Origin of the sequence: Pseudomonas sp. PGPR40, from assembly GCF_022014505.1 — a bacterium.
In the GTDB taxonomy this organism is placed as follows: domain Bacteria; phylum Pseudomonadota; class Gammaproteobacteria; order Pseudomonadales; family Pseudomonadaceae; genus Aquipseudomonas.
Genome location: NZ_JAKLSP010000012.1, coordinates 83160 through 107756, shown reverse-complemented (window position 1 = coordinate 107756; position 24597 = coordinate 83160). Strand labels below are relative to the sequence as shown.

The window sequence follows — 24597 nt, the reverse complement described above, 5'->3', positions numbered from 1 at the left end:
CCCTACCTGTGATGGAGTGCCTTTATGCGCCAGCTCGCCCCTTATGCCTTGATCTATTTGCTGGCGATTGCCTGCGCCGCCGGGGTGGCGACCCAGGTTCAGGCGGCGGACGCGCCGTTGCAGGTGCGGATCGGCTACCTCGGTTATCGCCCCGATCCAGGTCCGTTGCTGTCGAACGTCATTCCCGAACCGACCGACGCCGGCCTGCGCGGCGCCGAACTGGCGATCACCGACAGCAACAGTACCGGGCGCTTTCTCAATCACAGTTACAGCCTGGTCAGCGCCAACGTCGACAATCCGCAGGCGCTGATCGAAGCGGCCAAAGCCCAACACGAACAAGGCCTGCGCCTGTTTGTGGTGAATGCACCCGCGCAGACCCTGCGCCGGCTCAGCGCCGCGCTACCCGACAGCCTGCTGTTCAATGCCGGCAGCCCGGATGACAGCCTGCGCAGCACCGACTGCTTGCCAAACGTGCTGCACAGTCTGCCAAGCCGCGCGATGCTGGCCGATGCGTTGGCGCAATTTCTGGTGCTGCGCAAATGGCAACGGGCGCTGCTGATCGTCGGCCCGACCGCGGACGATCAAGCCTATGCCGCCGCCCTGCGTCGCGCGGCCAAACGCTTCGGCCTGCAACTGGTGGCGGAAAAAGCCTGGAGCTTCGATAACGATCAGCGCCGCAGCGCCCAGGCCGACATGCCGCTGTTCACCCAGACCGCCGAGTACGACGTGGTGCTGGTGGCCGATGAACGCGGCGACTTCGGCGAATACGTGCCCTACCAGACCTGGTATCCACGGCCGGTCGCCGGCACCCAGGGCCTGACCCCGGTGGGCTGGCACAAGACCGTGGAAACCTACGGTGCCGCGCAGTTGCAGAAACGCTTCGAAGCCCTGGCCGGGCGCTGGATGAACGACCGGGATTTCGCCGCGTGGATGGCCGTACGCAGCATCGCCAGTGCGGTGGGCAAACTGCGTCAGGCCGATGCCATGGCGATTCGTCAGTTGGAAATCAGCGATCAATTGCCGCTGGACGGTTTCAAGGGTCGCAAGCTCAGTTATCGGCCGTGGAACGGTCAGCTGCGCCAGCCGATCCCCATCGTGCAACCCCGGGCATTGGTCAGCACCTCGCCGCAAGACGGTTTCCTGCACCCCGTCAACGAAATGGACAGCCTGGGTTACGACAAAGCCGAGGTCAGCTGCCGCTTTCTCTGATCCTTTTTTTCACGACAACAACAATAAGGAATCTGCCATGCGCCGCACCCTGCTTTCATGCGCTCTACTACTCGCCGCCGGGCATGCGGCGGCCAGCACCGCCTGGGTTTCCAACGAAAAGGACAATAGCCTGAGCCTGATCGACATGCAGACCCTGCAAGTCACCGACACCCTGCCCGTCGGCCAGCGCCCGCGTGGCCTGTTGCTGTCCCACGACAATAAGCTGCTGTACATCTGCGCCAGCGATTCGGACCGGGTCCAGGTGATGGACGTCGCCACGCGCAAGATCATCAAGGAACTGCCCTCGGGCAAAGACCCCGAGCAATTCGCCCTGCACCCCAACAATCGTTGGCTGTACGTCTCCAACGAGGACGATGCGCTGGTGACGGTGATCGACACCGAAACTTCCAAGGTGCTTGGGCAAATCAGCGTCGGCGTCGAGCCTGAAGGCATGGCCGTCAGCCCTGACGGAAAGTGGGCGGTGAACACCAGTGAAACCACCAACATGCTGCACTGGATCGACACCAGTACCCAGACCCTGGCTGACAACACGCTGGTCGATCAGCGACCGCGTTTCGTCGAATTCAATCCCGATGGCTCGCAGCTCTGGGCCTCGGCGGAAATCGGCGGCACGTTGACGATTCTCGACGTCGCCAGCCGCAAGATCCTCAAGACCCTGACCTTCCAGATCAAAGGCGTGCACCCGGACAAAGTCCAGCCGGTGGGGATCAAACTCAGCGCCGACGGCAAGTACGGTTTCGTCGCCCTCGGCCCGGCCAACCATGTGGCGGTGATCGACGCCAAGACCTTCGAGATTGTTGATTACCTGCTGGTGGGCCGACGGGTCTGGCAGATGTCGTTTACCCCGGACCAACGGCAATTACTGGCTACCAATGGCGTCAGTGGCGATGTGTCGGTGATCGATGTCGACAGCCTCAAGGTCACTAAATCGGTGAAGGTCGGGCGCTATCCGTGGGGCGTGGTGGTGACGCCATGAACGCCCTTGAAGTCAGCGACCTGAGTTTCGCTTACGGCCAGCGCGAGGCCTTGCGGCAGGTGAGTTTCAACCTGGCAGCGGGACGTTTTGCAGCGCTGCTGGGACCGAACGGCGCGGGCAAATCGACGCTGATCGCCCTGCTCACCCGCCTTTATGACGTGCAGCGCGGTGATATTCGGGTCGGCGGCTGCTCCTTGCGCACCTCGGCACGTCCGGCGCTAAAGCAGTTGGGTGTGATGTTTCAGCAAAGCACCCTGGATCTGGACCTCAGCGTCGAGCAAAACTTGCGTTACCACGCCGCGCTGCATGGCTTGTCCCGACGCCAGACTGGCCTTCGGGTCGACGCCGAACTGGCGCGCCAAGCGCTGACCGAGCGCCGTGGCGAACGGGTGCGTGAACTCAATGGCGGCCATCGTCGGCGGGTGGAAATCGCTCGTGCGTTGTTGCATGAGCCAAGTCTGTTGCTGCTCGACGAGGCGAGCGTAGGCCTCGATCCGGCCAGTCGCCTGGCGCTCAACCAACACATCCGCAGCCTGTGTCGCGAGCACACCATCAGCGTACTCTGGACCACTCATTTGCTGGATGAAGTACAGCCCAGCGACGACTTGCTGATCCTGCATCAAGGCCGCTTGGTGGCCAGCGGACAGGCAGACGCGCTGAGCCTGGAACATGGCGGCGACCTCGGTTCGGCCTTCGCTCGCCTGACCACCTCTTCAGGAGCCGTCGTCACATGAATGCTTACTGGCAATGCTTCAGCGGTATCGTCCTGCGCGAATGGCTGCGCTTTGTGTTGCAGCGCACGCGGTTTCTCAGCGCGCTGGTGCGGCCGTTGTTGTGGCTGCTGGTGTTCGCTGCCGGTTTTCGCGCCGCACTCGGCATCGCCATCATCGCGCCCTACGACACTTACATCCCCTATGAGGTTTACATCATCCCGGGCCTGGCCTGCATGATTCTGTTGTTCAACGGTATGCAAGGTTCGCTGTCGATGGTCTACGACCGGGAGATGGGCAGCATGCGCGTGCTGCTGACCAGCCCCCTGCCCCGGACCTTCCTGCTGTGCAGCAAATTGCTGGCGACGTCGCTGATTTCGCTGTTGCAGGTGTATGCCTTTCTGGCGATTGCCTGGGTTTACGGCGTGCAACCGCCGGCCATGGGTTTGTTGCTGGCCTTGCCGGCGTTGTTGCTGGTGGCGTTGATGCTCAGCGCGCTGGGCCTGTTGCTGTCCAACGCCATCCGCCAGCTGGAGAACTTTGCCGGGGTGATGAACTTCGTGATCTTCCCGCTGTTTTTTCTGTCGTCAGCGCTGTATCCACTGTGGAAAATGCGCGAGTCCAGCGAGTGGTTGTATTGGCTGTGCGCCTTGAGCCCGTTCACCCATGCGGTGGAACTGGTGCGGTTTGCGCTGTATGAACGCTTCAACCCGTTGGCGCTGGCGGTGTGCATGGGGCTGACGCTGGTGTTCGCCTTGCTGGCGGTACTTACCTTCAACCCGCAGCATGCGGCCTTGCGCAAAACCAACTGACAACACATTTCCCTGTGGGAGCGGGCTTGCTCGCGAAGAGGCCAGTACATTCAACATCTCTGTCGACTGACACACCGCTTTCGCGAGCAAGCCCGCTCCCACATTGGATCTTCATTGAACACAGCATTGGTGTACGACGCGGGTCCCATAAAACTAGACAAATTACTACTTTAGTACTGGTTTCCCTGTCTATCGTCGCATTCACAACGCATCGCCACTGGCATGTAATGGGTTCATAACTATAAGGACTGAACCCCATGCCACGTGCACGACGTGTTCTGCTGTGCCCTTCTCTCGCTGCGCTGTCGCTGAGCCTGTTGCTGGGCGCCGTGCACGCCGAAACATCGCTGTTTTCCGCCGAGGGTTATCGCATCGGCCTGTACCGCAGCCCGACCCCGACTCAGCTCCAGGGGGCGAGTATCATCGACACGCCCACCCTGCAAAACCTGCTCAAACAGACGCCGCAGCCACTGCTGATCGATGTCTACCGCCGGCAATGGCTGCAAGGCCGTTTCATCGAAGACCAGCCCCACGAAAACCTGCCCGGCAGCCATTGGCTGGCCAATACCGGCGACGGTGACCTGACGCCCCCATGGCAGGAATATTTCGCTCGCCATCTGCAACAATTGACGGCGGGCGATCTGACTCGACCGTTGGTCTTTTACTGCCGCTCCGATTGCTGGTTGAGCTGGAACGCGGTAAAACGCGCGGCCACCATGGGCTATAAAACACTGTATTGGTACCGCGATGGTCTGGATGCGTGGCAAGCGGCGAACCTGCCCTTGACGCCAGCCCGACCCGAGCCCTTTCCCTGACTCGAAAGCTTGCGTGTTGTTGCCACACCCGGATCAAAAATAATGAGGTGAAAGGCCATGTACAAAATTCTGATTGCCGACGATCACCCGCTGTTTCGCGAAGCCATTCACAATGTCATCAGCGACGGTTTCCCCGGCAGTGAGGTCATGGAGACCGCCGACCTCGACAGTGCCCTGGCCCTGACTCAGGAACACGACGACCTGGACCTGATCCTGCTCGATCTGAACATGCCCGGCATGCATGGCCTCAATGGCCTGATCAACCTGCGCAACGAGGCGCCGACCATTCCAGTGGTGATCGTCTCGGCCGAACAGGACAAACAAATCGTGCTGCAAGCCATCACCTATGGCGCGGTGGGGTTCATCACCAAGTCCTCGCCTCGGGTACAGATGACCGAGGCCATCCAGCAGATTCTCAATGGCAATGTGTACCTGCCGCCGGACATCATCCGCACGCAAAAAAGCAGCACTCATCGCCGGATGAATGACACCCCGAGCTTTCCGCCGGAGCTGCTCCAGGCACTGACTCGCAAGCAGTTGCTGGTACTTGAGCGCATGACCAAAGGCGAATCGAACAAACAGATCGCCTACACCCTGGAAATCGCCGAAACCACGGTCAAGGCTCACGTCTCGGCGATATTGCGCAAGCTCAATGTGCACAATCGGGTGCAGGCGATCTTGAGTGCCGGGGATATTGATTTCGGGTCGTATTTGCGGCGTTGATGATCGTTCCCACGCTCTGCGTGGGAATGCCTCAACGGACGCTCCGCGTTCGGCTCTGGAAGGGACGCAGAGCGTCCCGGGCTGCATTCCCACGCGGAGCGTGGGAACGATCAGCTCAAGGCCTGCCGAGCAAATGACTCATCGCCGTCTTGAGCTTCATCGGCCGCACCGGTTTGTGCATCAGGGTGTGGCCCAGTTCGCGGATCTGCTGTTTGAGTTCGTTGCTGTAGTTGGCGGTGATCATCATCGCCGGGATCGCCGAGGCGCGACGGGCGTTAATGCGGGCCACGGCGTCGACACCATTCTTCTCGTCATCCAAGTGATAGTCAGCGATCAGCAGGTCGGCTTCGGCGTGGTAATTATCCACTTGCCGCGCCAGGTCCTCCTCCGACAGCGCCGTGACCACCCGGCAGCCCCACCCTTCAAGCAAAGTGCGCATCCCCGCGCAAATGGCTGCGTCGTTGTCCAGCACCCACACCCGTGCACCGCGCAGGCGCTCGAGCATCGGTTCACTCATCAGCAGGCTCGGCAACGCCTTCGGCGCCGTGGCACTCAACGGCACTTCGACGGAAAACATCGAGCCTTTGCCCGGCCATGAACGCACGTGAATCCGATGGCCGAGAATGCGCGCGATTTTCTCGACGATTGCCAGACCCAGCCCCAAGCCGCGATCCTGATCCGGGCGCTGCACGTCACCGCGTTTGAATTCCTGAAAAATCTCCTCCAGACGGTTTTCGGCAATGCCCATGCCGCTGTCCCAGACTTCGATCGTCAGCCGCTGGTGATGACGCCGGCAGCCGAGCACCACGCGCCCGTTGTAGGTGTAGCGAATGGCATTGCTCAGCAGATTACGCAGAATCCGCGCGAGCAATTGAATATCGCTGCGCACCAGCGCCGAACACGGAATGAAATGCAGCTCGAGGCCTTCGCTGCGGGCCACTTGGGTGTATTCGGCGGCGAGGTTTTCCAGTAATTCGCTCAACGCAAATGGCGCAATGTCGGCCTTGATCACCCCGGCATCGAGCTTGGAAATGTCCACCAGGGTGCCCAGCAGGTTTTCCACGTCTTCCAGAGAATTGCTGACGTTGCGCACCAGAATCTCGTTGGCCACCGGCTCCCGGCGTTCCAGCAACGCGCTGGTAAACAGCCGCGCGGCATTCAACGGTTGCAGCAGGTCGTGACTGACGGCGGCGAGAAATTTGGTCTTCGACAGGTTGGCCTGCTCGGCCTCGAGCTTGGCCTCGCGCAAACGTGACTCCACCCGGCGGCGCTCGTCGATTTCGCGCAGCAATTGGTCATTGAGGGTGGTCAGTTCGGTGGTGCGCTCACGCACTCGCAACTCAAGGTTCTGATAGGCCTGATGCAGCGCCTCGGCGGTGCGGCGGCGCTCGGTGATGTCGCGGATCAACACGAAAATCCCCACCACTTCCCCGGTGGCCAGGCGATTGGGCACATAGGAGCGCAGCATGTAGCGCTCCTGATTGTTGATGTTGGTTTCGGCAAACTCGAACGTCACGCTCTCGCCGGCCAGCGCCCGCTCCACGTAGGCTTCGAGGCGCTGATAATGCTGTTCGCTATGCACTTCGCGCAGGCTCTGCCCGAGCATCACGCCCCGGGGCCAGCAGTACCATTCTTCGTAGACTTTGTTAGTAAATTCATAGACCAGATCGGCGTTCAGGTAGGCGATCAGCGCCGGCACATGGTCGGTGATCAGGCGAATCCAGCGCTCGCTTTCACTGAGGGCTTCGGCGTGCTGATAGCGTTCGGTGATGTCGGTGAAGGTGTTGACGAAACCGCCGGTGGGCAACGGATGGGTGCGGATTTCCAGCACCCGGCCATCATAGAGGCGCTGCTCGCATTCCTGCACGTGCCGCCCGTTTGCATCGCGACTGGCCGGGGTCAGCAGGTTCAGTTCGCTGTCGGCAATCACTTCGGCGAACGGCCGATGGGCCGCCACCGGGGCCAGGCCGCTGAGCTCCAGGAAGCGCCGGTTCCACAGTTCCAGAATGCCCTCGGCGTTGACCATCGCCACGCCTTGGGACAGGTTATCGACCGCCCGCTGCAACAAATGCGACTTCTGCGCCACGGCCTGCTCGCGGCGCAGGGTTTCGCTGAGTTTGACGTCGGTAATGTCAGTGAACAGGAACACCCGCCCGCCTTCCTGAGTCGGCCGTTCGCTGACTTGCAACCAGCGTCCGTTATGCAGGCGATAGAGCAGGTTTTCATCGGCATGCCCGCGGGGTTCTTCGCTGAACAGTCCGGTGGAGGTCATCAACCGCTTGACCTCGTGCAGGCGCATGCCCGCATTGATCCGCACCCGGCTGTTGCCCCAAAACGCCTTGAAGCGGCTGTTGAACAGTACGATCCGCTGCTCGGCATCGAACAGCACAAAGGCGTCGGAAATGCTTTCGATGGCGTCGATCAAGTGTTGATGGGCAGTTTCGGCCCGCAGCCGTGCTTCGCTGAGCAAATGATTGCCGGCCTTGAGTTCGGCCATGGCCTGGTTCAGGGCGTCGGTGCGCTCACGCACCTGCTCGGCCAGCACCACCGAATGCTGGAACGCCGCATACGGGTCGTTGCCCCGGGTGATGCCGGACTCGATGCGCTCGATCAGCGCGCCATTGATGCGCTGCAGTTTGTGATTTTCGTGGCGCAGGCTGGCGATCTGCGCCTGAAGGTCAGCGCTGTCCAGGGACGCGGCCTCGGGCAATGGCAACCCCGGTGAAGGTCTGGTTGATGTGCATGCCATTGAACTGTTCTCCATAGGTGTTGAAACCCATCACCCGTTGCTCCCGCAAGAACGCGCCGATCTGCTCGAGATTGCCGCCGTCTTCCAGTTCCAGACGCCTGAGAAAACAGTCGCAGCCGATGGTCAGCAACAGGTCCCCGAGACGCTCCTGCAAACCGTCAAACAGCCTTTGCAAGTTCGGCAGCATGGGGCCGGGGGTCATGACGGTGAGGACGATGCCGTTTTCCACCGCACAGTAAAAACTCAGGCTCAGGTCCGGATGAACCTGCTGGATCGCCCGCACGTAATACTGATCGTTGATTCGCACCGCCAACGGATGCGCGGCAAAGATTCGATAATCGAGGTCGGCCACCGCCACGCCGATGTGCCGGGCGTATTCCTCGGCGGCCGGTTCGGCGTTGAGTTCGAACACCCGCCGCGAGGCGCTGTCGGCCGCGGTGACCACCAGTTTCTCGGCCCTGGGCAGGATGTGATGGGTGGTGAAGACTTCGAAGTCCAGCCAGGTATTGACCAGTACCACCACCGCCGCGCCGCTGTGAAACTCGCCGCCGAAATACACGTGGGTGTGGGTCAGGTAGTTGTCGTCGCCGGCCGAACCGCCGAAATGCGGGATGTCGCCCAACGCCGCGCTCAAGGCCGCAAGCACCATTTCTTCACGGCTGGATAAGCCATCGAGCAGGGTCAGGGCAAAGCTGTTGCCCTTGATCGGCGCCAAGGTGTTGCTGCGACAGCCACTGACCAGGCGCTCGACCATTTGCTGGGCATCGATCAGGCTGAAATGCTCCATCTCATCGATCAGTTCGGTGGAGATGGAAAAGTGCCGATGATCGAAGCCCACCGCCGTCACGCAGCTGCGGCCATAACCTTGGGGGGTGATTTCCCCGGCGCTGGTGCAGCCCACCAGACGAATGCCGCCGAAGCTCTGTTGCAACGCCTGCCCCAGCGCCTGCAAGTCGTACTCGGCGGAACAGAAGAACAGCACGAAGCCCAAATGCGGGTGCAAGAGTTGTCGCGCCAGATCCTGGGCCGCTTGCTGGGCATCGGTGGCCTGGGACATGGCACTGACTACACCGTCGTTCTGAACCTGCTGCATCATTGCCCCCGCCGGTGCGCCTGTATGAGGTTCGAGTGTACGAAGCCTGCGGGTGGGGACGAATGCTACTTGGGTAGTGGGTGGGTGGTTCGATGGGATGAGAGGACGACAATATCTACAGAACACCACAAATCCCCTGTGGGAGCGGGCTTGCTCGCGAAAGCGCAGTGTCAGGCAACATCATTGTTGACTGGAAGGCCGCTTTCGCGAGCAAGCCCGCTCCCACATTGGATCTGCGTTGTGCCAATTACTGCGTTACCAGGTCAACACCGCCCCCACCGCAAACGTATCGGTGTCTTCATTCTGGGCGCTGGTGTCGTGGCCGTTGATTTCGAACTGGTTGTACTCGGCCACCAACTTCAGGTTGTCGTTGACGTCATGGAACAGCGCAATGCCGCGAGTCTCGTAATCGGCGCCGCTGCCGACCACGCCGTTGCCGTCGTCCTCGGTCTTGCCGTAAGACAGTGCCAAGCGGTTCTTGCCGAGTTTGTAGGAACCCTGCAACAGGTAACCGTCGCTGTCGACATTGCGCAGGGTCGGTTCGCCGGCGTTGTTGGTGAAGAACGGGTTGATGCCCTTGGCCTGGAAGCCGGAGCCGGTCAGTGACAGCCCGCCCATCTTCGCCTGCACGCCGTAGCCGACGCCTTTGGAGGTGACGGACTCGACGCTGGAGTCGGTGTTGTCCGAAGTCTGGTAGCTGCCGTTGAGCCAGCTGTAAATCTTCGCCCCGCCGACGTCGAACTGATAGGTGATCTCGCTCTCGGTGCGCGGGTTCTCCTGATACGCCTTGCCCGTCGCGCTGCTGTCGTTGGTGTCGACCGGGTCCATGATCCCCACCGCCACCCGCAAACCGTCCATCACCGGGGTGCGATAGGTGATCTGCGACGTCGGGAACGGGTACGGATAACCGCTGCCGATGTTGCCGAACGACACCCCACCGCCGTCCACCAGGCCCAACGTATCGCTGACCTGACCATAACCGGCGAGCAATTCGTCGAGCAGGATGTTGGAGCGGGCGAACAGGCCGAAGTCCTTGCCAATCAGCACCTCGCCCCACTCTGGATTGGCCACCGTGCCGTAGAACTGCCGCACGTCGATGGCGGTGTCGGTGCCGTTGGTTTCGCTGTCGTTGATGGTTACCCAGAACGAGGCCCGCGCGCCGAGCTTGAGGTCATCGACCTGCTTGCCCATGTTGAAGCCCAGGTAGTTGGGCAAAAATCCCATCTTCACCCGCGCCTGGCGCCGGTCGTACTGCTCACCGGCCCGGTCCACGTCGCTGTTCACATAGAATGCATTGATATAGCCATCCGTGGAGAACGTCGTCTGGTCCTTGTCGTACAGCATGATCTCGGCCTCGGCCATTGAGCTCAGGCCAAGGGAGGACAGGCTGGCAATGAAGGCCGGCAAAAAACGATGCTTGAAATTCTTATTGTTGTGCATGGCGCGCTCCGCAACGGGGGACTTAATGTCGGAGGCGATTATCGAAAGCTGACCGGCGGCGTCATACGCTGCCTTCGGGGTGGTTGTCAGGTGCTTTGGATTGGCGGGTAGCGCGCAGCAAATTCGGTGTAAGACCGCCCGTCAGCCAGGCCCGGAACTTAGGGTGTAAGCCTGTGGACCGGAGTGACGGCCACAGGAATCGGTGTCGACTAGGCGAGCGCTCTAAACAGCATGTAAACAGCGATCACCACGCAGACGCTGGCAAAGCCGATCTGCAACCCTCGGGCCGGCACCCGTGCGCAGAGTTTTCGACCGAGAATCATCCCGACGATGCTGGCGACAATGAACGACACGCCCAAACCATCGATCCGCACCCCAGCGTGAAAAGCGCCGACCACGCCGATCACCGAGATCAGGCTGATCACCATCAACGAGGTGGCAACGATTCCGCGCATCTGCACATCGGTCAGTTGCTTGAACGCCGGGACAATCAGAAAGCCGCCACCCACGCCGAGCAGCCCGGAGACAACGCCAGTCACCGCGCCGAGTGCGGCCAAGGTTGCGGTGCATTTGGCGGTCCAGGAAAAGCGCCCGGTCTGCTGATCGAGCATGCAGTTCTTCTGGCCCCAGTTGGCATGGCCGTGGTCGCTGGGGCCAGCGTCGTGTTTTTCCCGGCACAGCATCCGCCAGGCCACCATGACCATCAGCAGACTGAACAGGATCATCAGAACTTTTTCCGGTAACTGATGGGCGAAATAGATACCCACCGGCGAAAACACCGCGCCCAGCAGTGCAATCAACAACGCCGCGCGATAGCGCACCAGACCATGGCGCAAACCGTCTATCGCACCGATTGCCGCCGCGCTGCCCACCGCGAACAAGGCGACGGGCGCTGCTTGGGTCATGGTCAACCCCAACCCGAGCACCAGGGCCGGCACCGCAAGAATGCCGCCACCGGCACCGGTCAAGCCGAGTACCAGTCCCATGACCAAGCCAAAAAAACTTGCCAACAACATAGAACACTCGTGATCCAGAAAAGCCGGGAACGCCCGGTATCGATTGAGTGACAGGATAGAGGCCGCACAGTTTTTTTCATCAATTGAATTGATGCTGGACTGGTCAACCCAGGGAAAATGAAACTAACCTCAAGACTTATCCAAGAAGAAACGCCCACCATGCCCGCCTTGATTGAAGCCTTCCTCGACCCCGCATCATCGACCTACAGCTACGTAGTCTACGAGCACAATGGTGGACACTGCGCCATTGTCGATCCGGTGCTGGATTACGACCCTGCCGCCGGGCGTACCGCAACCATCCAGGCTGACAAGATCATCGCCTTCGTGCGCGAACACCAGCTGCAGGTGCAATGGCTGCTGGAAACCCACGCCCATGCCGATCACCTGTCGGCCGCGCCTTATCTGCGTCGGGAACTGGGGGGCAAGATCGCGATTGGCCAGTCGATCAGCAAGGTCCAGGGTGTGTTCAAGACCCTGTTCAATCTGGAGTCGGAATTTCCAGTCGATGGTTCACAGTTCGACCACCTGTTCGCGCCGGACGAGTCATTCCGGATCGGCAACCTCAAGGCCACAGCCCTGCACGTTCCCGGGCATACCCCGGCGGACATGGCCTACTTGATCGACAGTGATGTAATTCTGGTGGGCGATACCTTGTTCATGCCGGACGTCGGCACCGCGCGCTGCGACTTCCCCGGCGGCAACGCCAACCAGATGTTTGCCTCGATCCAGAAACTGCTGGCCTTTCCCGCCAGCGTGCGGCTTTACGTCTGCCACGATTACCCGCCCACGGGTCGCGCTCCGCAATGCCAGAGCACGGTGGGTGAGCAGCGCAAAAGCAATATTCATATTCATGATGGGATCGACGAAGCCACCTTCGTCGCCATGCGCACCCGACGCGATGCCGGGTTGGGCATGCCGACGTTGTTGTTACCGGCGATTCAGGTGAATGTGCGGGCGGGGAATCTGCCGCCGGCGGAAGAGAATGGCGTCACCTATTTGAAGATCCCCCTGAATCAACTCTGACCCACGCCATCGATCGTTCCCATGCTCCGCGTGGGAATGCCGCCAGGGACGCTCCGCGTTCCGCTTCCGGATGTGACGCAGAGCGTCACGGGATGCATTCCCACGCAGAGCGTGGGAACGATCAATTAGCCAGGGTCAACCCATTCGCCGGCAACGGCAGCGCCGTCTTATAGCGCACCTGCTTGAGCGCAAAGCTCGAACGAATGTTCGCCACCCCCGGCACCTTGGTCAGAAAGTCCATCATGAAGCGTTCCAGCGACTGAATGGTCGGCACCAGTACGCGGATCAGATAGTCCGGATCGCCGGCCATCAAATAGCACTCCATCACTTCCGGGCGATCCGAGATCGCTTCTTCGAAATGCTGCAACGCCTCCTCCACCTGTTTTTCCAGGCTGACGTGAATGAACACATTCACATGCAGCCCCAGCAAGTCGGCATCCAGCAGCGTCACCTGCTCACGAATCAGCCCTAATTCTTCCATCGCCTTGACCCGGTTGAAGCATGGCGTCGGCGACAGGTTCACCGAGCGCGCGAGGTCGGCGTTGGTGATGCGCGCGTTCTCTTGAAGGCTGTTGAGAATGCCGATATCGGTACGGTCAAGTTTGCGCATGAGATAAAAACACCTGTTTTTTATGTTTATGCAGAATTTCTATCCTTAAATAACCTTAAGCGCAATAAAACACAGAGAAATATTCTTCTTGGCCCGACCTATCATTGTTGTAGGACAAGAATTCTTTTACCGAAGAATGACTGCCAGCTCACTACAAGAAATTCACAAGATCGAGCGTAGAAGCCATGAACCAAGCGTACGAACCGCTGCGCCTGCACGTTCCCGAACCTTCGGGCCGCCCCGGCTGCAAAACCGACTTCTCCTACCTGCATCTGACCGACGCAGGCTTGGTGCGCAAACCCCCAATCGACGTTGAACCGGCCGACACGGCTGATCTGGCCAAGGGCCTGATTCGCGTGCTCGACGACCAGGGCAATGCCCTCGGTCCATGGGCCGAAGGCGTGCCAGTCGAAATCCTGCGTAAAGGCATGCGCGCCATGCTCAAGACGCGGATTTTCGACAACCGCATGGTGGTCGCCCAGCGTCAGAAAAAAATGTCGTTCTACATGCAAAGCCTTGGCGAAGAAGCCATCGGCAGCGCCCAGGCCCTGGCCTTGAACATCGACGACATGTGCTTCCCCACCTACCGTCAACAAAGCATCCTGATGGCCCGCGACGTGCCGCTGGTGGACCTGATCTGCCAACTGCTGTCCAACGAGCGCGATCCGCTCAAGGGCCGGCAGTTGCCGATCATGTACTCGGTCAAGGACGCTGGTTTCTTCACCATCTCCGGCAACCTCGCCACTCAATTCGTCCAGGGCGTGGGCTGGGGCATGGCCTCGGCGATCAAGGGCGACACCAAAATCGCCTCGGCCTGGATCGGTGACGGCGCTACCGCTGAATCGGATTTCCATACCGCCCTCACCTTCGCCCACGTCTACCGTGCGCCGGTGATCCTCAACGTGGTCAACAACCAGTGGGCGATCTCGACGTTCCAGGCGATTGCCGGTGGTGAAGCCACTACCTTCGCCGGTCGTGGCGTCGGTTGCGGCATCGCCTCCCTGCGGGTCGATGGCAACGATTTTGTCGCGGTCTACGCCGCCTCCGCCTGGGCCGCCGAACGCGCACGCCGCAACCTCGGTCCGACCATGATCGAATGGGTCACCTACCGCGCCGGCCCGCACTCGACATCCGACGATCCGTCCAAATACCGTCCTGCCGACGACTGGAGCCACTTCCCGTTGGGCGACCCGATTGCGCGCCTCAAGCAGCACCTGATCAAGATCGGTCAGTGGTCCGAAGAAGAACACACCGCTGTCAGCGCCGAACTGGAAGCCGAAGTGATCGCCGCGCAGAAACAAGCCGAGCAGTACGGCACTCTCGCCGGCGGCCAGATTCCGAGCGCCGCGACCATGTTCGAAGACGTCTACAAAGAGATGCCGGAGCATTTGAAGCGCCAGCGTCAGGAGTTGGGGATCTGACATGAACGATCACAACAACAAAATCGAGTTGGAAACCGCCATGACCACGACCACCATGACCATGATCCAGGCCCTGCGCTCGGCCATGGATGTGATGCTTGAGCGTGACGACAACGTCGTGGTGTTCGGCCAGGACGTGGGCTACTTCGGCGGTGTGTTCCGTTGCACCGAAGGTCTTCAGAGCAAGTACGGCACCTCCCGTGTGTTCGATGCGCCGATCTCCGAAAGCGGCATTGTCGGCGTTGCCGTCGGCATGGGCGCTTACGGTTTGCGCCCGGTGGCCGAGATCCAGTTCGCCGATTATGTTTACCCGGCGTCGGACCAGATCATTTCCGAAGCCGCTCGCCTGCGCTACCGCTCGGCCGGCGAGTTCACCGCGCCGATGACCCTGCGCATGCCATGCGGCGGCGGCATCTACGGCGGCCAGACCCACAGCCAGAGCATCGAGGCGATGTTCACTCAGGTCTGCGGTTTGCGCACGGTCATGCCGTCCAACCCTTACGACGCCAAAGGCTTGCTGATCGCCTCCATCGAAAACGATGACCCGGTGATCTTCCTCGAGCCAAAACGCCTGTACAACGGCCCGTTCGACGGCCATCACGACCGCCCGGTAACCCCGTGGTCGAAACACCCCGCCGCGCAAGTACCGGACGGTTACTACACCGTGCCACTGGACGTCGCCGCTATCACCCGTCCGGGCAAGGACGTGACCGTGCTCACTTACGGCACCACGGTTTATGTGTCGCAAGTGGCGGCTGAAGAAACCGGTATCGACGCCGAAGTCATCGACCTGCGCAGCCTGTGGCCGCTGGACCTGGAAACCATCGTCAAATCGGTGAAGAAAACCGGACGCTGCGTGGTGGTTCACGAAGCCACCCGCACGTGCGGTTTCGGCGCTGAGCTGGTGTCGCTGGTGCAGGAACATTGCTTCCATCACCTGGAAGCGCCGATCGAACGCGTTACCGGTTGGGATACCCCTTACCCGCACGCGCAAGAGTGGGCGTATTTCCCTGGTCCGTCCCGTGTGGGCGCGGCTTTGAAACGGGTCATGGAGGTCTGAATGGGTACGCACGTTATTAAAATGCCGGACATTGGCGAAGGCATTGCAGAAGTTGAATTGTCCCAGTGGCACGTCAAGGTCGGCGACATGGTCGTCGAAGATCAGGTGCTGGCCGATGTGATGACCGACAAGGCGATGGTCGACATCCCTTCGCCGGTGCATGGCAAGGTGCTTGCGCTGGGCGGACAGCCAGGTGAAGTCATGGCGGTCGGCAGTGTGCTGATCAGCATTGAAGTCGAAGGCGCGGGCAACGTTAAAGAGTCGACCCAGCCTGTTGTTGCCGTGAAAGAAGCGCCGGTTGTGGCACCGAAAGTTGAAGCCGTCATTGAAAGCAAACCGGTGGCGGCCCCGCGTCCGGCTGCGGTATGCCAAGGCCCGATGGTGGCGCGTGAAGCCGATGAGCGTCCGCTGGCTTCTCCGGCCGTGCGCAAGCATGCGCTGGACCTCGGCATTCAACTGCGTCTGGTGCGAGGCACCGGCCCTGCCGGTCGCGTGCTGCACGAAGACCTCGAAGCCTGGCTGGCCCAAGGTCAGTCGAACGCCTCGGCACCTGCCACCGCCGCTTACGCCCAGCGCAACGACGAAGAGCAAATCCCGGTGATCGGCATGCGTCGCAAGATCGCCCAGCGCATGCAAGACGCCACCCAGCGCGCTGCTCACTTCAGCTACGTCGAAGAAATCGACGTCACTGCCGTTGAAGAACTGCGCGCGCATCTGAACGAAAAACACGGCGCGACCCGCGGCAAGCTGACCTTGTTGCCGTTCCTGGTCCGCGCGCTGGTCGTGGCGCTGCGCGACTTCCCGCAGATCAACGCCCGTTACGACGACGAAGCGCAAGTCATCACCCGTCTTGGCGCCGTGCATGTGGGCGTCGCCACGCAAGCCGACATCGGTTTGATGGTGCCGGTGGTGCGTCACGCCGAAGCCCGCAGCCTGTGGGACAGCGCCGCGGAAATCTCCCGTCTGGCAACTGCTGCACGCACTGGCAAGGCCAGCCGCGATGAACTGTCCGGCTCGACCATCACCCTGACCAGCCTCGGCGCCCTGGGCGGCATTGTCAGCACCCCGGTGCTGAACCTGCCGGAAGTGGCGATTGTCGGCGTGAACAAAATCGTCGAACGGCCGATGGTCGTCAAAGGCCAGATCGTGATTCGCAAGATGATGAACCTCTCCAGCTCCTTCGATCACCGCGTGGTCGATGGCATGGACGCGGCGCAATTCATCCAGGCCGTTCGTGGCTTGCTCGAACAACCCGCCACCCTGTTTGTGGAGTAAGTCATGCAGACCCTCAATACCACGCTGCTGATCATCGGCGGCGGCCCTGGCGGTTATGTGACGGCGATCCGTGCCGGTCAGTTGGGCATTTCGACCATTCTGGTGGAAGGCGAATCGTTGGGCGGCACGTGCCTGAACATCGGCTGCATTCCATCCAAGGCGTTGATTCACGTCGCCGAACAATTCCACCAGACGCAACACCACAGCCAACACTCGGCACTGGGTATCAGCGTGTCGGCGCCGACACTGGATATCGGCAAGAGCGTCGAGTGGAAGGACGGCATCGTTGATCGCCTGACCACCGGCGTTTCGGCGCTGTTGAAGAAGCACAAAGTCCAGGTCATTCAAGGCTGGGCCAAGGTCATTGACGGTAAAACCGTCGAAGTCGGCGACACGCGCATTCAGTGCGAGCACCTGGTGCTGGCCACCGGCTCGAAAAGTGTGAACCTGCCGATGCTGCCGATTGGCGGGCCGATCATCTCCTCCACCGAAGCCCTGGCGCCGAAAAGCGTGCCGAAACGGCTGGTCGTGGTAGGTGGCGGTTACATCGGTCTGGAACTGGGGATCGCCTATCGCAAACTCGGCGCCGAGGTCAGTGTGGTCGAGGCGCAGGATCGCATCCTGCCAGCCTACGATGCCGAACTGACCCATCCGGTACACGAAGCGCTCAAGCAACTCGGCGTGAAGCTTTACTTGAAGCACAGTGTTGAAAGCTTTGATTTACAAGGAAATACGCTGCAAGTTCGGGATCCAAACGGTGACACCCTGAACCTTGCGACCGATCAGGTGTTGGTGGCCGTCGGTCGCAAACCTAATACCCAAGGCTGGAACCTCGAAGCCTTGAACCTGGAGATGAACGGTTCAGCGATCAAGATCGACAACCGTTGCCAGACCAGCATGCGTAATGTCTACGCCATCGGCGATTTGAGCGGCGAACCGATGCTCGCCCACCGGGCCATGGCTCAGGGCGAGATGGTGGCCGAGCTGATCAGCGGTAAACATCGCGAATTCAATCCGACCGCCATCGCCGCCGTGTGCTTTACCGACCCGGAACTGGTGGTGGTCGGCAAGACCCCGGACGAGGCCAAGGCTGCGGGGCTGGACTGCATCGTTTCGAGTTTCCCGTTCGCCGCCAATGGCCGGGCGATGACGCTGGAGTCCAAAAGCGGCTTCGTGCGGGTTGTGGCGCGCCGTGACAATCATGTGATTGTTGGCTGGCAAGCCGTCGGCGTGGGCGTATCGGAGTTGTCGACGGCGTTCGGTCAAAGCCTGGAAATGGGTGCTCGACTGGAAGACATCGCCGGGACCATTCATGCGCATCCGACGCTGGGCGAGGCGGTGCAGGAAGCGGCGTTGCGTGCCCTTGGACACGCGTTGCACCTATAAACCGGACCTGACTGATCGTTCCCACGCTTTGCGTGGGAATGCAGCCCGGGACGCTCCGCGTCCCCGAAGCAGACGCAGAGCGTCTATTGAGGCATTCCCACGCAGAGCGTGGGAACGATCAGTGGCGAGAGAGATCGCATCCCGGGCTGCGAAACGGGCCCGGAATGAAGTATTGTTGTCCCCATCCAGAAAAATGTCAGAAGCCTTGAACCGTTTCGACGGTTATTAAGTGATAGAGGGTGTCATGGGTAACGAAAGCATCAATTGGGACAAGCTGGGTTTTGACTACATCAAGACAGACAAGCGCTATCTGTCGCACTGGCGTAATGGCGAGTGGGACAAAGGCACCCTGACCGAAGACAACGTGCTGCACATCAGCGAAGGCTCCACTGCCCTTCACTATGGCCAGCAGTGCTTCGAAGGCCTGAAGGCCTACCGTTGCAAGGACGGTTCGATCAACCTGTTCCGCCCGGACCAGAACGCCGCACGCATGCAACGCAGCTGCGCTCGCCTGCTGATGCCCCAGGTGTCCACCGAACAGTTCATCGAAGCGTGCAAGGACGTGGTGCGCGCCAACGAGCGTTTCATCCCGCCTTATGGCACTGGCGGCGCGCTGTACCTGCGTCCGTTCGTGATCGGCGTGGGTGACAACATTGGCGTGCGTACCGCGCCCGAGTTCATCTTCTCGATCTTCTGCATCCCGGTCGGCGCCTACTTCAAGGGCGGCCTGACCCCGCACAACTTCCTGATCTCCAGCTACGACCGCGCGGCCCCACAAGGCACCGGCGCGGCCAAGGTCGGTGGCAACTACGCCGCCAGCCTGATGCCGGGCTCCCAGGCCAAGAAGGCGCACTTCGCCGACGCCATCTACCTGGATCCACTGACTCACACGAAAATCGAAGAAGTCGGCTCGGCCAACTTCTTCGGGATCACCCACGACAACAAATTCGTCACGCCGAATTCACCTTCGGTATTGCCGGGTATCACTCGTCTGTCGTTGATCGAACTGGCCAAAACCCGTCTGGGCCTGGAAGTGGTCGAAGGTGATGTGCTCATCGACAAGCTGTCCGACTTCAAGGAAGCCGGTGCCTGCGGTACTGCTGCGGTAATCACGCCGATCGGCGGCATCAGCTACAACGACAAGCTGCATGTATTCCACAGCGAAACCGAAGTCGGTCCGATCACCCAGAAGCTCTACAAAGAGCTGACCGGTGTACAGACCGGCGATGTCGAAGCGCCAGCGGGCTGGATCGTCAAGGTTTGATTTGACGCGACTGTCCGTTTGAACATCAAAGTCCGGCCATCACCTTGAAGGCCGGGCTTTTTTTCGTCCGTATTTCGTGGGAAACGCCTCTAGACTTGCCCCACATAACAGCTGTTAACAGGTGCCAACAAACCATGGGCAAATTCTGGCGAAAGTATCTGGCCTTGCTGGACACCGATTTCACCACGCAAGTGTTCGACAACATCAAGAACCTGCTGGTGTGCGCCCTGCTGTTTGCGGCGGGCAGCAACGCATTGCACAGCGATCATTCCCTGTTTCTGGGATTGCTCGCTTCAAGCCTGACGGGTTGGGGGTTGATTGCAGTGTCAGCCATATTGATGTTGCTCAGTGTCAGTGATGGCCTGCGTCGACTGTCCAGGTTGCCGTATCACACAGCGTTTCAAATCATCCTGTTTCTGATTTATCTGGTTCTGGCCTTGCGAGTGGTGGAAATAGTCTGGGCTTTCAGGGCGTAGCGGTCACAGGACGAGGTGTTTGCCCATGCAATTCATCCTGAGCAATACGGGCAAACAACCACTCCACAAATACCCGTGTCTGCGCCGTCACGTCCGGTGCTACACCGTAGTAATAACGCGGTAACGGCACACGCAACTCGGGCAACGGGCAGATCAGTTGGCCGCTTGAAAGATGGGTGCCCAGCAGAGAGGTCGGGCATAAGGCAATACCCTCTCCCATCACCGCGGCCTGAAGCACCAGGTGCATGTGATCGAACTGCCGGGTGACCTGAGTGGCTGACTGGCTTTGACCAAAATGCATGGCCCAATGGTGCCAGTCTTCGCGACGCGCCTTGGCGGTCAGTAATGTGTGCCGGCTCAGCGAAGCGAGGTCTTCAAGGGTCAGGCGTTCGATCAGCGACGGCGCCGCGACCAGTAACAGTTCATCTTCGAAAAGCGCTCGCGCCTCAATCGCCGGCGCCCAATCGTCACGCCCACGACGAATGACGATATCGAACCCGTCGCGTGCCTGATCGGGGGCCTGGGTTTGAGTGATCACCTGCGGCTTGATGTCCGGGTGCTGCGCCATGAAATCCGCCAGCCGGGGCGTCAGCCAAAGCTCGGCAAAGGACGGCCGGACATTGATCTTCACCGTAGGCAGCGAGGCATGTTGCTTGAGCGCAGCGGCGGCGTCGGCGATCTGCGCCAGCCCGGCACTGACCTGCTCATAAAAGCGCTGGCCGGCCGGCGTCAGCACCGATTGACGGATACGCCGCTCGAACAGCAGCACGCCCAGGTATTCCTCAAGCAATTTGATGTGCCGGCTGACGGCACTGTGGCTGACATGCAACTCGTCTGCCGCCAGGCTGAAGCTCTGATGACGAGCCGCAACGGCGAAGGCGCGAACAGCATTTAGCGGCGGTAGTTGATTTTTCATGCGTCTAATTTAGTCACCTATGCGCTGTAATTAAAGCGTTTGTCACGCCCTCGTCGTCACGCCAATCTGTCAGCACGCAGCCAGAGCGTCACCTGACGGAGCAAGACATGAACAGCTATGGACTCTTTTTACTTTTCGCCACTCTGACCATTTTGAGCCCGGGGCCTGGGGTGGTCCTGACCCTCTCCAACGCGATACGCCACGGTTGGGCAGGAGCCGTGCCGGGCATTCTGGGGATCGCGTCGGGGGCATTTGTCGTCGCCGCCATCAGCGCCACCAGTGTGGGCCTGATACTCAGCACCTCCGCGAACGCATTCACCGCGTTGAAGTACGCCGGAGCTGCTTATTTGCTCTACCTGGGCTACAAAAGCTGGCGCTCGGATCGTTTCAGTACGCTGCTTGAAACGCGCCCCTCAAGCCCTGGCTATCGCTTCCTTGAAGCAGCGTCGATGCAGCTTTTGAACCCCAAGGCGGTGTTTTTCTTTCTGGCGGTGTTCCCGCAATTCATCGACACCTCGGCGCACTTCTACACCCAGTTCATCAAACTGGTCGCCTCCTATGGCGTACTGGTGATCCTGGTGCATGGCGGCTATGCCTTGCTCGCCCATGCCGCCAAAGACTGGTTGTCGAGCCCGAAGGGTTCCTGGCTGGCCGCCAAAGTTTCGGGCGTGACCTTCACAGGCTTTGGTGTGCTCATGGCCACGTCCAGTCGCTAAGCCACAGGGCTGGCCATCGCGCCGCGCCTGCTCTCGATCGACGCGGGTTGTGCTGCCGTCACCTGAACCGGCAGCTCAACGGCGAAGCGGCTACTGAGTTCCTTGCGCCCCAACGCCGTCAACGCCAGCGCCCGACTGTCCAGATCCTGTGTCACCCATTTGCGTTTGATCGCCGTTTGCAGCAACGCCGCGCCCATCGCGCCACCCAGATGCGGCCGACGCATGCTCCAATCCAGACATGGGCAGGCGAAGCGACGGCGCAAAGTGCTGAGATCCTTGATGTCGATACCCAAGCCTTCGAACAACGCTTCACCGCTGTCGCTCAGTCGATAAACCTGTTCGTCGGTGTCCAGCAACCACCCTGCCTCGATCATCCGGTCATGCAGCAATACTGCCAACGTGCCGGCCATGTGGTCGTAGCAGGTGCGAGCGAATTGCAGGCGATCGGGGGTGCGCGGGTTGAACGTCGGCGCGGCGTTCTGGCCAATCACCATCAGCGCTTCCAGAGCCTGGGCCACGCGTTTGTCGGCGAGGCTGTAATAGCGGTGACGGCCCTGAACGTGTAAACGCACCAGCGCCAGTTCCTTGAGCTTGGCCAAGTGAGCGCTGGCAGTGGAAGCGCTGACTTCGGCAACCGCCGCCAGCTCGGTGCTGGTGCGGGCGTGGCCGTCCATCAGCGAGCAGAGGATTTTCGTCCGGGCCGGCTCGGCAATCGCTGCCGCCACTTGAGAGACGCCGATGTCATGTTGTTCTGCGTTCATATTTCGCTCCCGGACGAATCGTCGTCCTTTCGAGCTGGAGATAGTAGCAACACTTTCCCGACCGACAAGGCTGCGACCCATGGACCCGATCATCGCTGCGACTCACGCCGACCCTTATCCCTACTACGCGCAATTGCGCGCCGAGGGTGGGCTGGTTTTTCATCAAGGACTGAATCTGTGGGTGGCCAGCAGCGCCCGAGCCGTTGCCGCCGTGTTGGCGCATTCGGATTGTCATGTGCGGCCGTCCCATGAACCGGTGCCCCCGTTGATTGCTCAAGGCATGGCCGGCAAGGTGTTCGGTCAGTTGATGCGAATGAACGAGGGCGAACGGCAGCGTTGCCCAAGGATGGCGATTGAACCGGGGCTGACGCTGATTGACGTGAACGAGGTCAAAGCGTTGGTCGGCGCCCGGTTAATCACCCCGGGTGCCGACGGGTTATACACGGCGATGTTTCGCGGGCCGGTCTGCGTGGTGGCAGCACTGCTGGGGTTTTCCCCGGCTCAGGGCCGGGCCATCAGCGAACTGACCGCCGACTTCGTCGCCTGCCTGTCACCTCTCAGCGATCAAGCGCAACTCAGGGCCGCACATGCCGCGACGGAACAGCTGAAGGGTTATTTCATAGAATTGCTGGACGACTCGAGTAATCGAAGCGCCCTGCTCGCGGGTATCCGGCAACGCTTCGCGGCAAAATCGACCGACGTAGAAATCTTGATCGCCAATCTGACTGGATTGTGCTCCCAGACCTACGAAGCTACAGCCGGGTTGATCGGCAATGCGCTATTGGCATTGATTCGAAATCCACAGTTGGATGCGGCTCAAGTTGATGACTTGATCGCTGAAGTCCAGCGCTTCGACGCTTCGGTGCAGAACACCCGTCGCTTCGTCGCCGCGCCGTGTGAAATCGACGGCGCAAGCCTGAACCACGGCGACGTCATCCTGTTGCTGCTGGCCTCGGCCAATCGCGATCCGCAGCTCAACGACAACCCCGACACGTTCCTGCTCGAGCGCCCGAATCGCCGCAGCTTCACTTTCGGCGCCGGTCGTCATCAATGTCCGGGCCAGGTGCTGGCCCTGCACATCGCCAGCGCCACATTGACAGAGATTCTTGCGAGGAAACCGGCGCTGGACCGGTTGACCTGGCACTACCGCCCTTCCCTGAACGGCCGTATTCCGCTCTTTGCCTGAAAAACAACTCAAGCGTGGCGATGTTCGATCGTTAGATGAGACAACTCATGAACCGGTGCCAGACGTTCGCGAATCGCGTCGGCGCTGACATTCGCCGCAGCCACGACGCTGACAATCGCCGCCCGCGCCTGGGGGCCGACTTGCCAGACGTGAAGGTCACTGATGCGAACATCGTCCGTCGATTCGAGCAGTTCACGAATTTCGGCGGCGACGTGCTCATCGGTGGTGTCGAGCAGCACGGCGGCACTGTCGCGCATCAAGCCATAAGCCCATCGCGCGATCACGATGGCGCCGACGATGCCCATCACCGGGTCCAGCCAGACCCAACCCAGATAGCGCCCGGCCAACAACGCCGCGATGGCCAGTACCGAGGTCAACGCGTCGGCCAGCACATGGAGATACGCTGAACGCAGGTTGTTGTCGTGATGGTGAGCGTGGGCATGACTGTGATCGTGATGATCATGGCCGTGATGTCCATGATTGCCCGCCAGTAGAAACGCACTGACGATATTCACCGCCAGCCCCACCACCGCAATCACCGTCGCCTCGGTGAAAGCCACGGTGGTCGGTTGAAACAGCCGCACAATGGATTCGCCAGCGATGCCGATCGACACCAGGCCGAGCACCACCGCTGAAGCAAAACCCGCGAGATCCCCGACCTTGCCGGTACCAAAGCTGAAGCGTGAATTGTTGGCATGTCGTCGAGCAAAACCGTAAGCCGCCGCGGCAATGCCCAAGGCTCCGGCGTGGGTCGCCATATGAAAACCATCTGCCAGCAGGGCCATGGAACCGGTGATGTAACCGGCGGCAATTTCGCCAATCATCATCACGAAGGTCAGCGCCACGACCCACAACGTGCGGCGCGCATTGTCATCGTGGGCAGCGCCCAAAAACAGATGGTCGTGGGTAAAACGTGAAGCCTGAGGTGTCAGTGTCATG

23 protein-coding genes are annotated in these 24597 nt (G+C 60.5%); 15 read left to right on the top strand and 8 right to left on the bottom strand.

Going from position 1 to position 24597, the window contains the following annotated elements:
• Positions 1–24 precede the first annotated feature (24 nt).
• The 6 genes from MEB48_RS12620 (at position 25) to MEB48_RS12595 (ending at position 5266) form a co-directional block, all read left to right on the top strand.
• Positions 25–1209 (top strand): ABC transporter substrate-binding protein, encoded by a 1185-nt coding sequence (locus tag MEB48_RS12620; RefSeq protein WP_237884562.1) that lies wholly within the window; start codon positions 25–27, stop codon positions 1207–1209.
• Between the two features lie 37 nt (positions 1210–1246).
• Entirely contained in the window at positions 1247–2206 is a 960-nt protein-coding gene (locus tag MEB48_RS12615) for a YVTN family beta-propeller repeat protein (RefSeq protein ID WP_237884561.1), read from the top strand.
• The gene (locus MEB48_RS12610) at positions 2203–2940 is read left to right on the top strand and encodes an ABC transporter ATP-binding protein (RefSeq protein WP_237884560.1); all 738 of its coding nucleotides are present in this window, start codon (positions 2203–2205) and stop codon (positions 2938–2940) included. Before MEB48_RS12615 ends, MEB48_RS12610 begins: the two co-directional genes overlap by 4 nt.
• Positions 2937–3728, top strand: coding sequence for an ABC transporter permease (locus MEB48_RS12605; RefSeq protein ID WP_237884559.1), 792 nt, complete (start codon positions 2937–2939; stop codon positions 3726–3728). Before MEB48_RS12610 ends, MEB48_RS12605 begins: the two co-directional genes overlap by 4 nt.
• A gap of 257 nt (positions 3729–3985) precedes the next feature.
• Positions 3986–4543: a PQQ-dependent catabolism-associated CXXCW motif protein gene (locus MEB48_RS12600; RefSeq protein ID WP_237884558.1), complete on the top strand. Its 558-nt coding sequence runs from the start codon at positions 3986–3988 to the stop codon at positions 4541–4543.
• A gap of 57 nt (positions 4544–4600) precedes the next feature.
• Positions 4601–5266, top strand: coding sequence for a response regulator transcription factor (locus MEB48_RS12595; protein ID WP_095055052.1), 666 nt, complete (start codon positions 4601–4603; stop codon positions 5264–5266).
• Positions 5267–5381: 115 nt separating this feature from the next.
• Here the strand turns inward: MEB48_RS12595 and nahK are convergent, their stop codons facing one another.
• From nahK to MEB48_RS12575, 4 genes are all read right to left on the bottom strand, one after another.
• Positions 5382–8015 (bottom strand): hybrid sensor histidine kinase/response regulator NahK/ErcS', encoded by a 2634-nt coding sequence (nahK, locus tag MEB48_RS12590; RefSeq protein ID WP_237884557.1) that lies wholly within the window; start codon positions 8013–8015, stop codon positions 5382–5384.
• Complete coding sequence (gene nosP / locus MEB48_RS12585) at positions 7945–9108, bottom strand: nitric oxide-sensing protein NosP (protein WP_237884604.1); 1164 nt, start codon at positions 9106–9108, stop codon at positions 7945–7947. Before nosP ends, nahK begins: the two co-directional genes overlap by 71 nt.
• A gap of 255 nt (positions 9109–9363) precedes the next feature.
• Positions 9364–10548 carry a porin gene (locus MEB48_RS12580; protein WP_008005357.1) on the bottom strand — a complete coding sequence of 395 codons (1185 nt, stop codon included), beginning with the start codon at positions 10546–10548 and terminating at the stop codon, positions 9364–9366.
• Between the two features lie 209 nt (positions 10549–10757).
• The gene (locus MEB48_RS12575) at positions 10758–11564 is read right to left on the bottom strand and encodes a sulfite exporter TauE/SafE family protein (protein WP_237884556.1); all 807 of its coding nucleotides are present in this window, start codon (positions 11562–11564) and stop codon (positions 10758–10760) included.
• Between the two features lie 159 nt (positions 11565–11723).
• On the opposite strand from MEB48_RS12575, the gene MEB48_RS12570 reads away from it, so the two are divergent.
• Complete coding sequence (locus MEB48_RS12570) at positions 11724–12587, top strand: MBL fold metallo-hydrolase (protein ID WP_237884555.1); 864 nt, start codon at positions 11724–11726, stop codon at positions 12585–12587.
• Positions 12588–12708: 121 nt separating this feature from the next.
• Here the strand turns inward: MEB48_RS12570 and bkdR are convergent, their stop codons facing one another.
• A complete protein-coding gene (gene bkdR, locus MEB48_RS12565; protein ID WP_017339472.1) occupies positions 12709–13197 on the bottom strand; it encodes a Bkd operon transcriptional regulator BkdR in 489 nt (162 codons plus the stop codon).
• A 185-nt stretch (positions 13198–13382) separates the two neighbouring features.
• Between bkdR and MEB48_RS12560 the strand changes: the two genes are divergently transcribed.
• From MEB48_RS12560 to MEB48_RS12535, 6 genes are all read left to right on the top strand, one after another.
• The gene (locus MEB48_RS12560) at positions 13383–14618 is read left to right on the top strand and encodes a 3-methyl-2-oxobutanoate dehydrogenase (2-methylpropanoyl-transferring) subunit alpha (protein ID WP_237884554.1); all 1236 of its coding nucleotides are present in this window, start codon (positions 13383–13385) and stop codon (positions 14616–14618) included.
• 1 nt (position 14619) lies between these two features.
• Positions 14620–15678 (top strand): alpha-ketoacid dehydrogenase subunit beta, encoded by a 1059-nt coding sequence (locus MEB48_RS12555; protein WP_237884553.1) that lies wholly within the window; start codon positions 14620–14622, stop codon positions 15676–15678.
• On the top strand, positions 15679–16953 hold the full coding sequence (locus tag MEB48_RS12550) for a dihydrolipoamide acetyltransferase family protein (protein ID WP_237884552.1): 1275 nt from the start codon (positions 15679–15681) through the stop codon (positions 16951–16953).
• 3 nt (positions 16954–16956) lie between these two features.
• Positions 16957–18339 (top strand): dihydrolipoyl dehydrogenase, encoded by a 1383-nt coding sequence (gene lpdA / locus MEB48_RS12545; protein WP_237884551.1) that lies wholly within the window; start codon positions 16957–16959, stop codon positions 18337–18339.
• Positions 18340–18583: 244 nt separating this feature from the next.
• Positions 18584–19603, top strand: coding sequence for a branched-chain amino acid aminotransferase (locus tag MEB48_RS12540; protein ID WP_237884550.1), 1020 nt, complete (start codon positions 18584–18586; stop codon positions 19601–19603).
• Between the two features lie 134 nt (positions 19604–19737).
• Entirely contained in the window at positions 19738–20079 is a 342-nt protein-coding gene (locus MEB48_RS12535) for a hypothetical protein (RefSeq protein WP_237884549.1), read from the top strand.
• On the opposite strand, the gene MEB48_RS12530 is transcribed toward MEB48_RS12535, so the two are convergent.
• On the bottom strand, positions 20069–20995 hold the full coding sequence (locus MEB48_RS12530; protein ID WP_237884548.1) for a LysR substrate-binding domain-containing protein: 927 nt from the start codon (positions 20993–20995) through the stop codon (positions 20069–20071). The genes MEB48_RS12535 and MEB48_RS12530 overlap by 11 nt on opposite strands.
• Before the next feature lie 107 nt (positions 20996–21102).
• Between MEB48_RS12530 and MEB48_RS12525 the strand changes: the two genes are divergently transcribed.
• Positions 21103–21711 (top strand): LysE family translocator, encoded by a 609-nt coding sequence (locus tag MEB48_RS12525; RefSeq protein WP_237884547.1) that lies wholly within the window; start codon positions 21103–21105, stop codon positions 21709–21711.
• Here MEB48_RS12525 and MEB48_RS12520 read toward each other — a convergent pair.
• Positions 21708–22472: an ArsR/SmtB family transcription factor gene (locus MEB48_RS12520; RefSeq protein ID WP_237884546.1), complete on the bottom strand. Its 765-nt coding sequence runs from the start codon at positions 22470–22472 to the stop codon at positions 21708–21710. The genes MEB48_RS12525 and MEB48_RS12520 overlap by 4 nt on opposite strands.
• Positions 22473–22551: 79 nt before the next feature.
• Between MEB48_RS12520 and MEB48_RS12515 the strand changes: the two genes are divergently transcribed.
• Positions 22552–23658, top strand: coding sequence for a cytochrome P450 (locus MEB48_RS12515; protein ID WP_237884545.1), 1107 nt, complete (start codon positions 22552–22554; stop codon positions 23656–23658).
• An 8-nt stretch (positions 23659–23666) separates the two neighbouring features.
• Here MEB48_RS12515 and dmeF read toward each other — a convergent pair whose 3' ends face one another.
• Positions 23667–24596: a CDF family Co(II)/Ni(II) efflux transporter DmeF gene (gene dmeF / locus MEB48_RS12510; protein WP_237884544.1), complete on the bottom strand. Its 930-nt coding sequence runs from the start codon at positions 24594–24596 to the stop codon at positions 23667–23669.
• Position 24597: the final 1 nt, after the last annotated feature.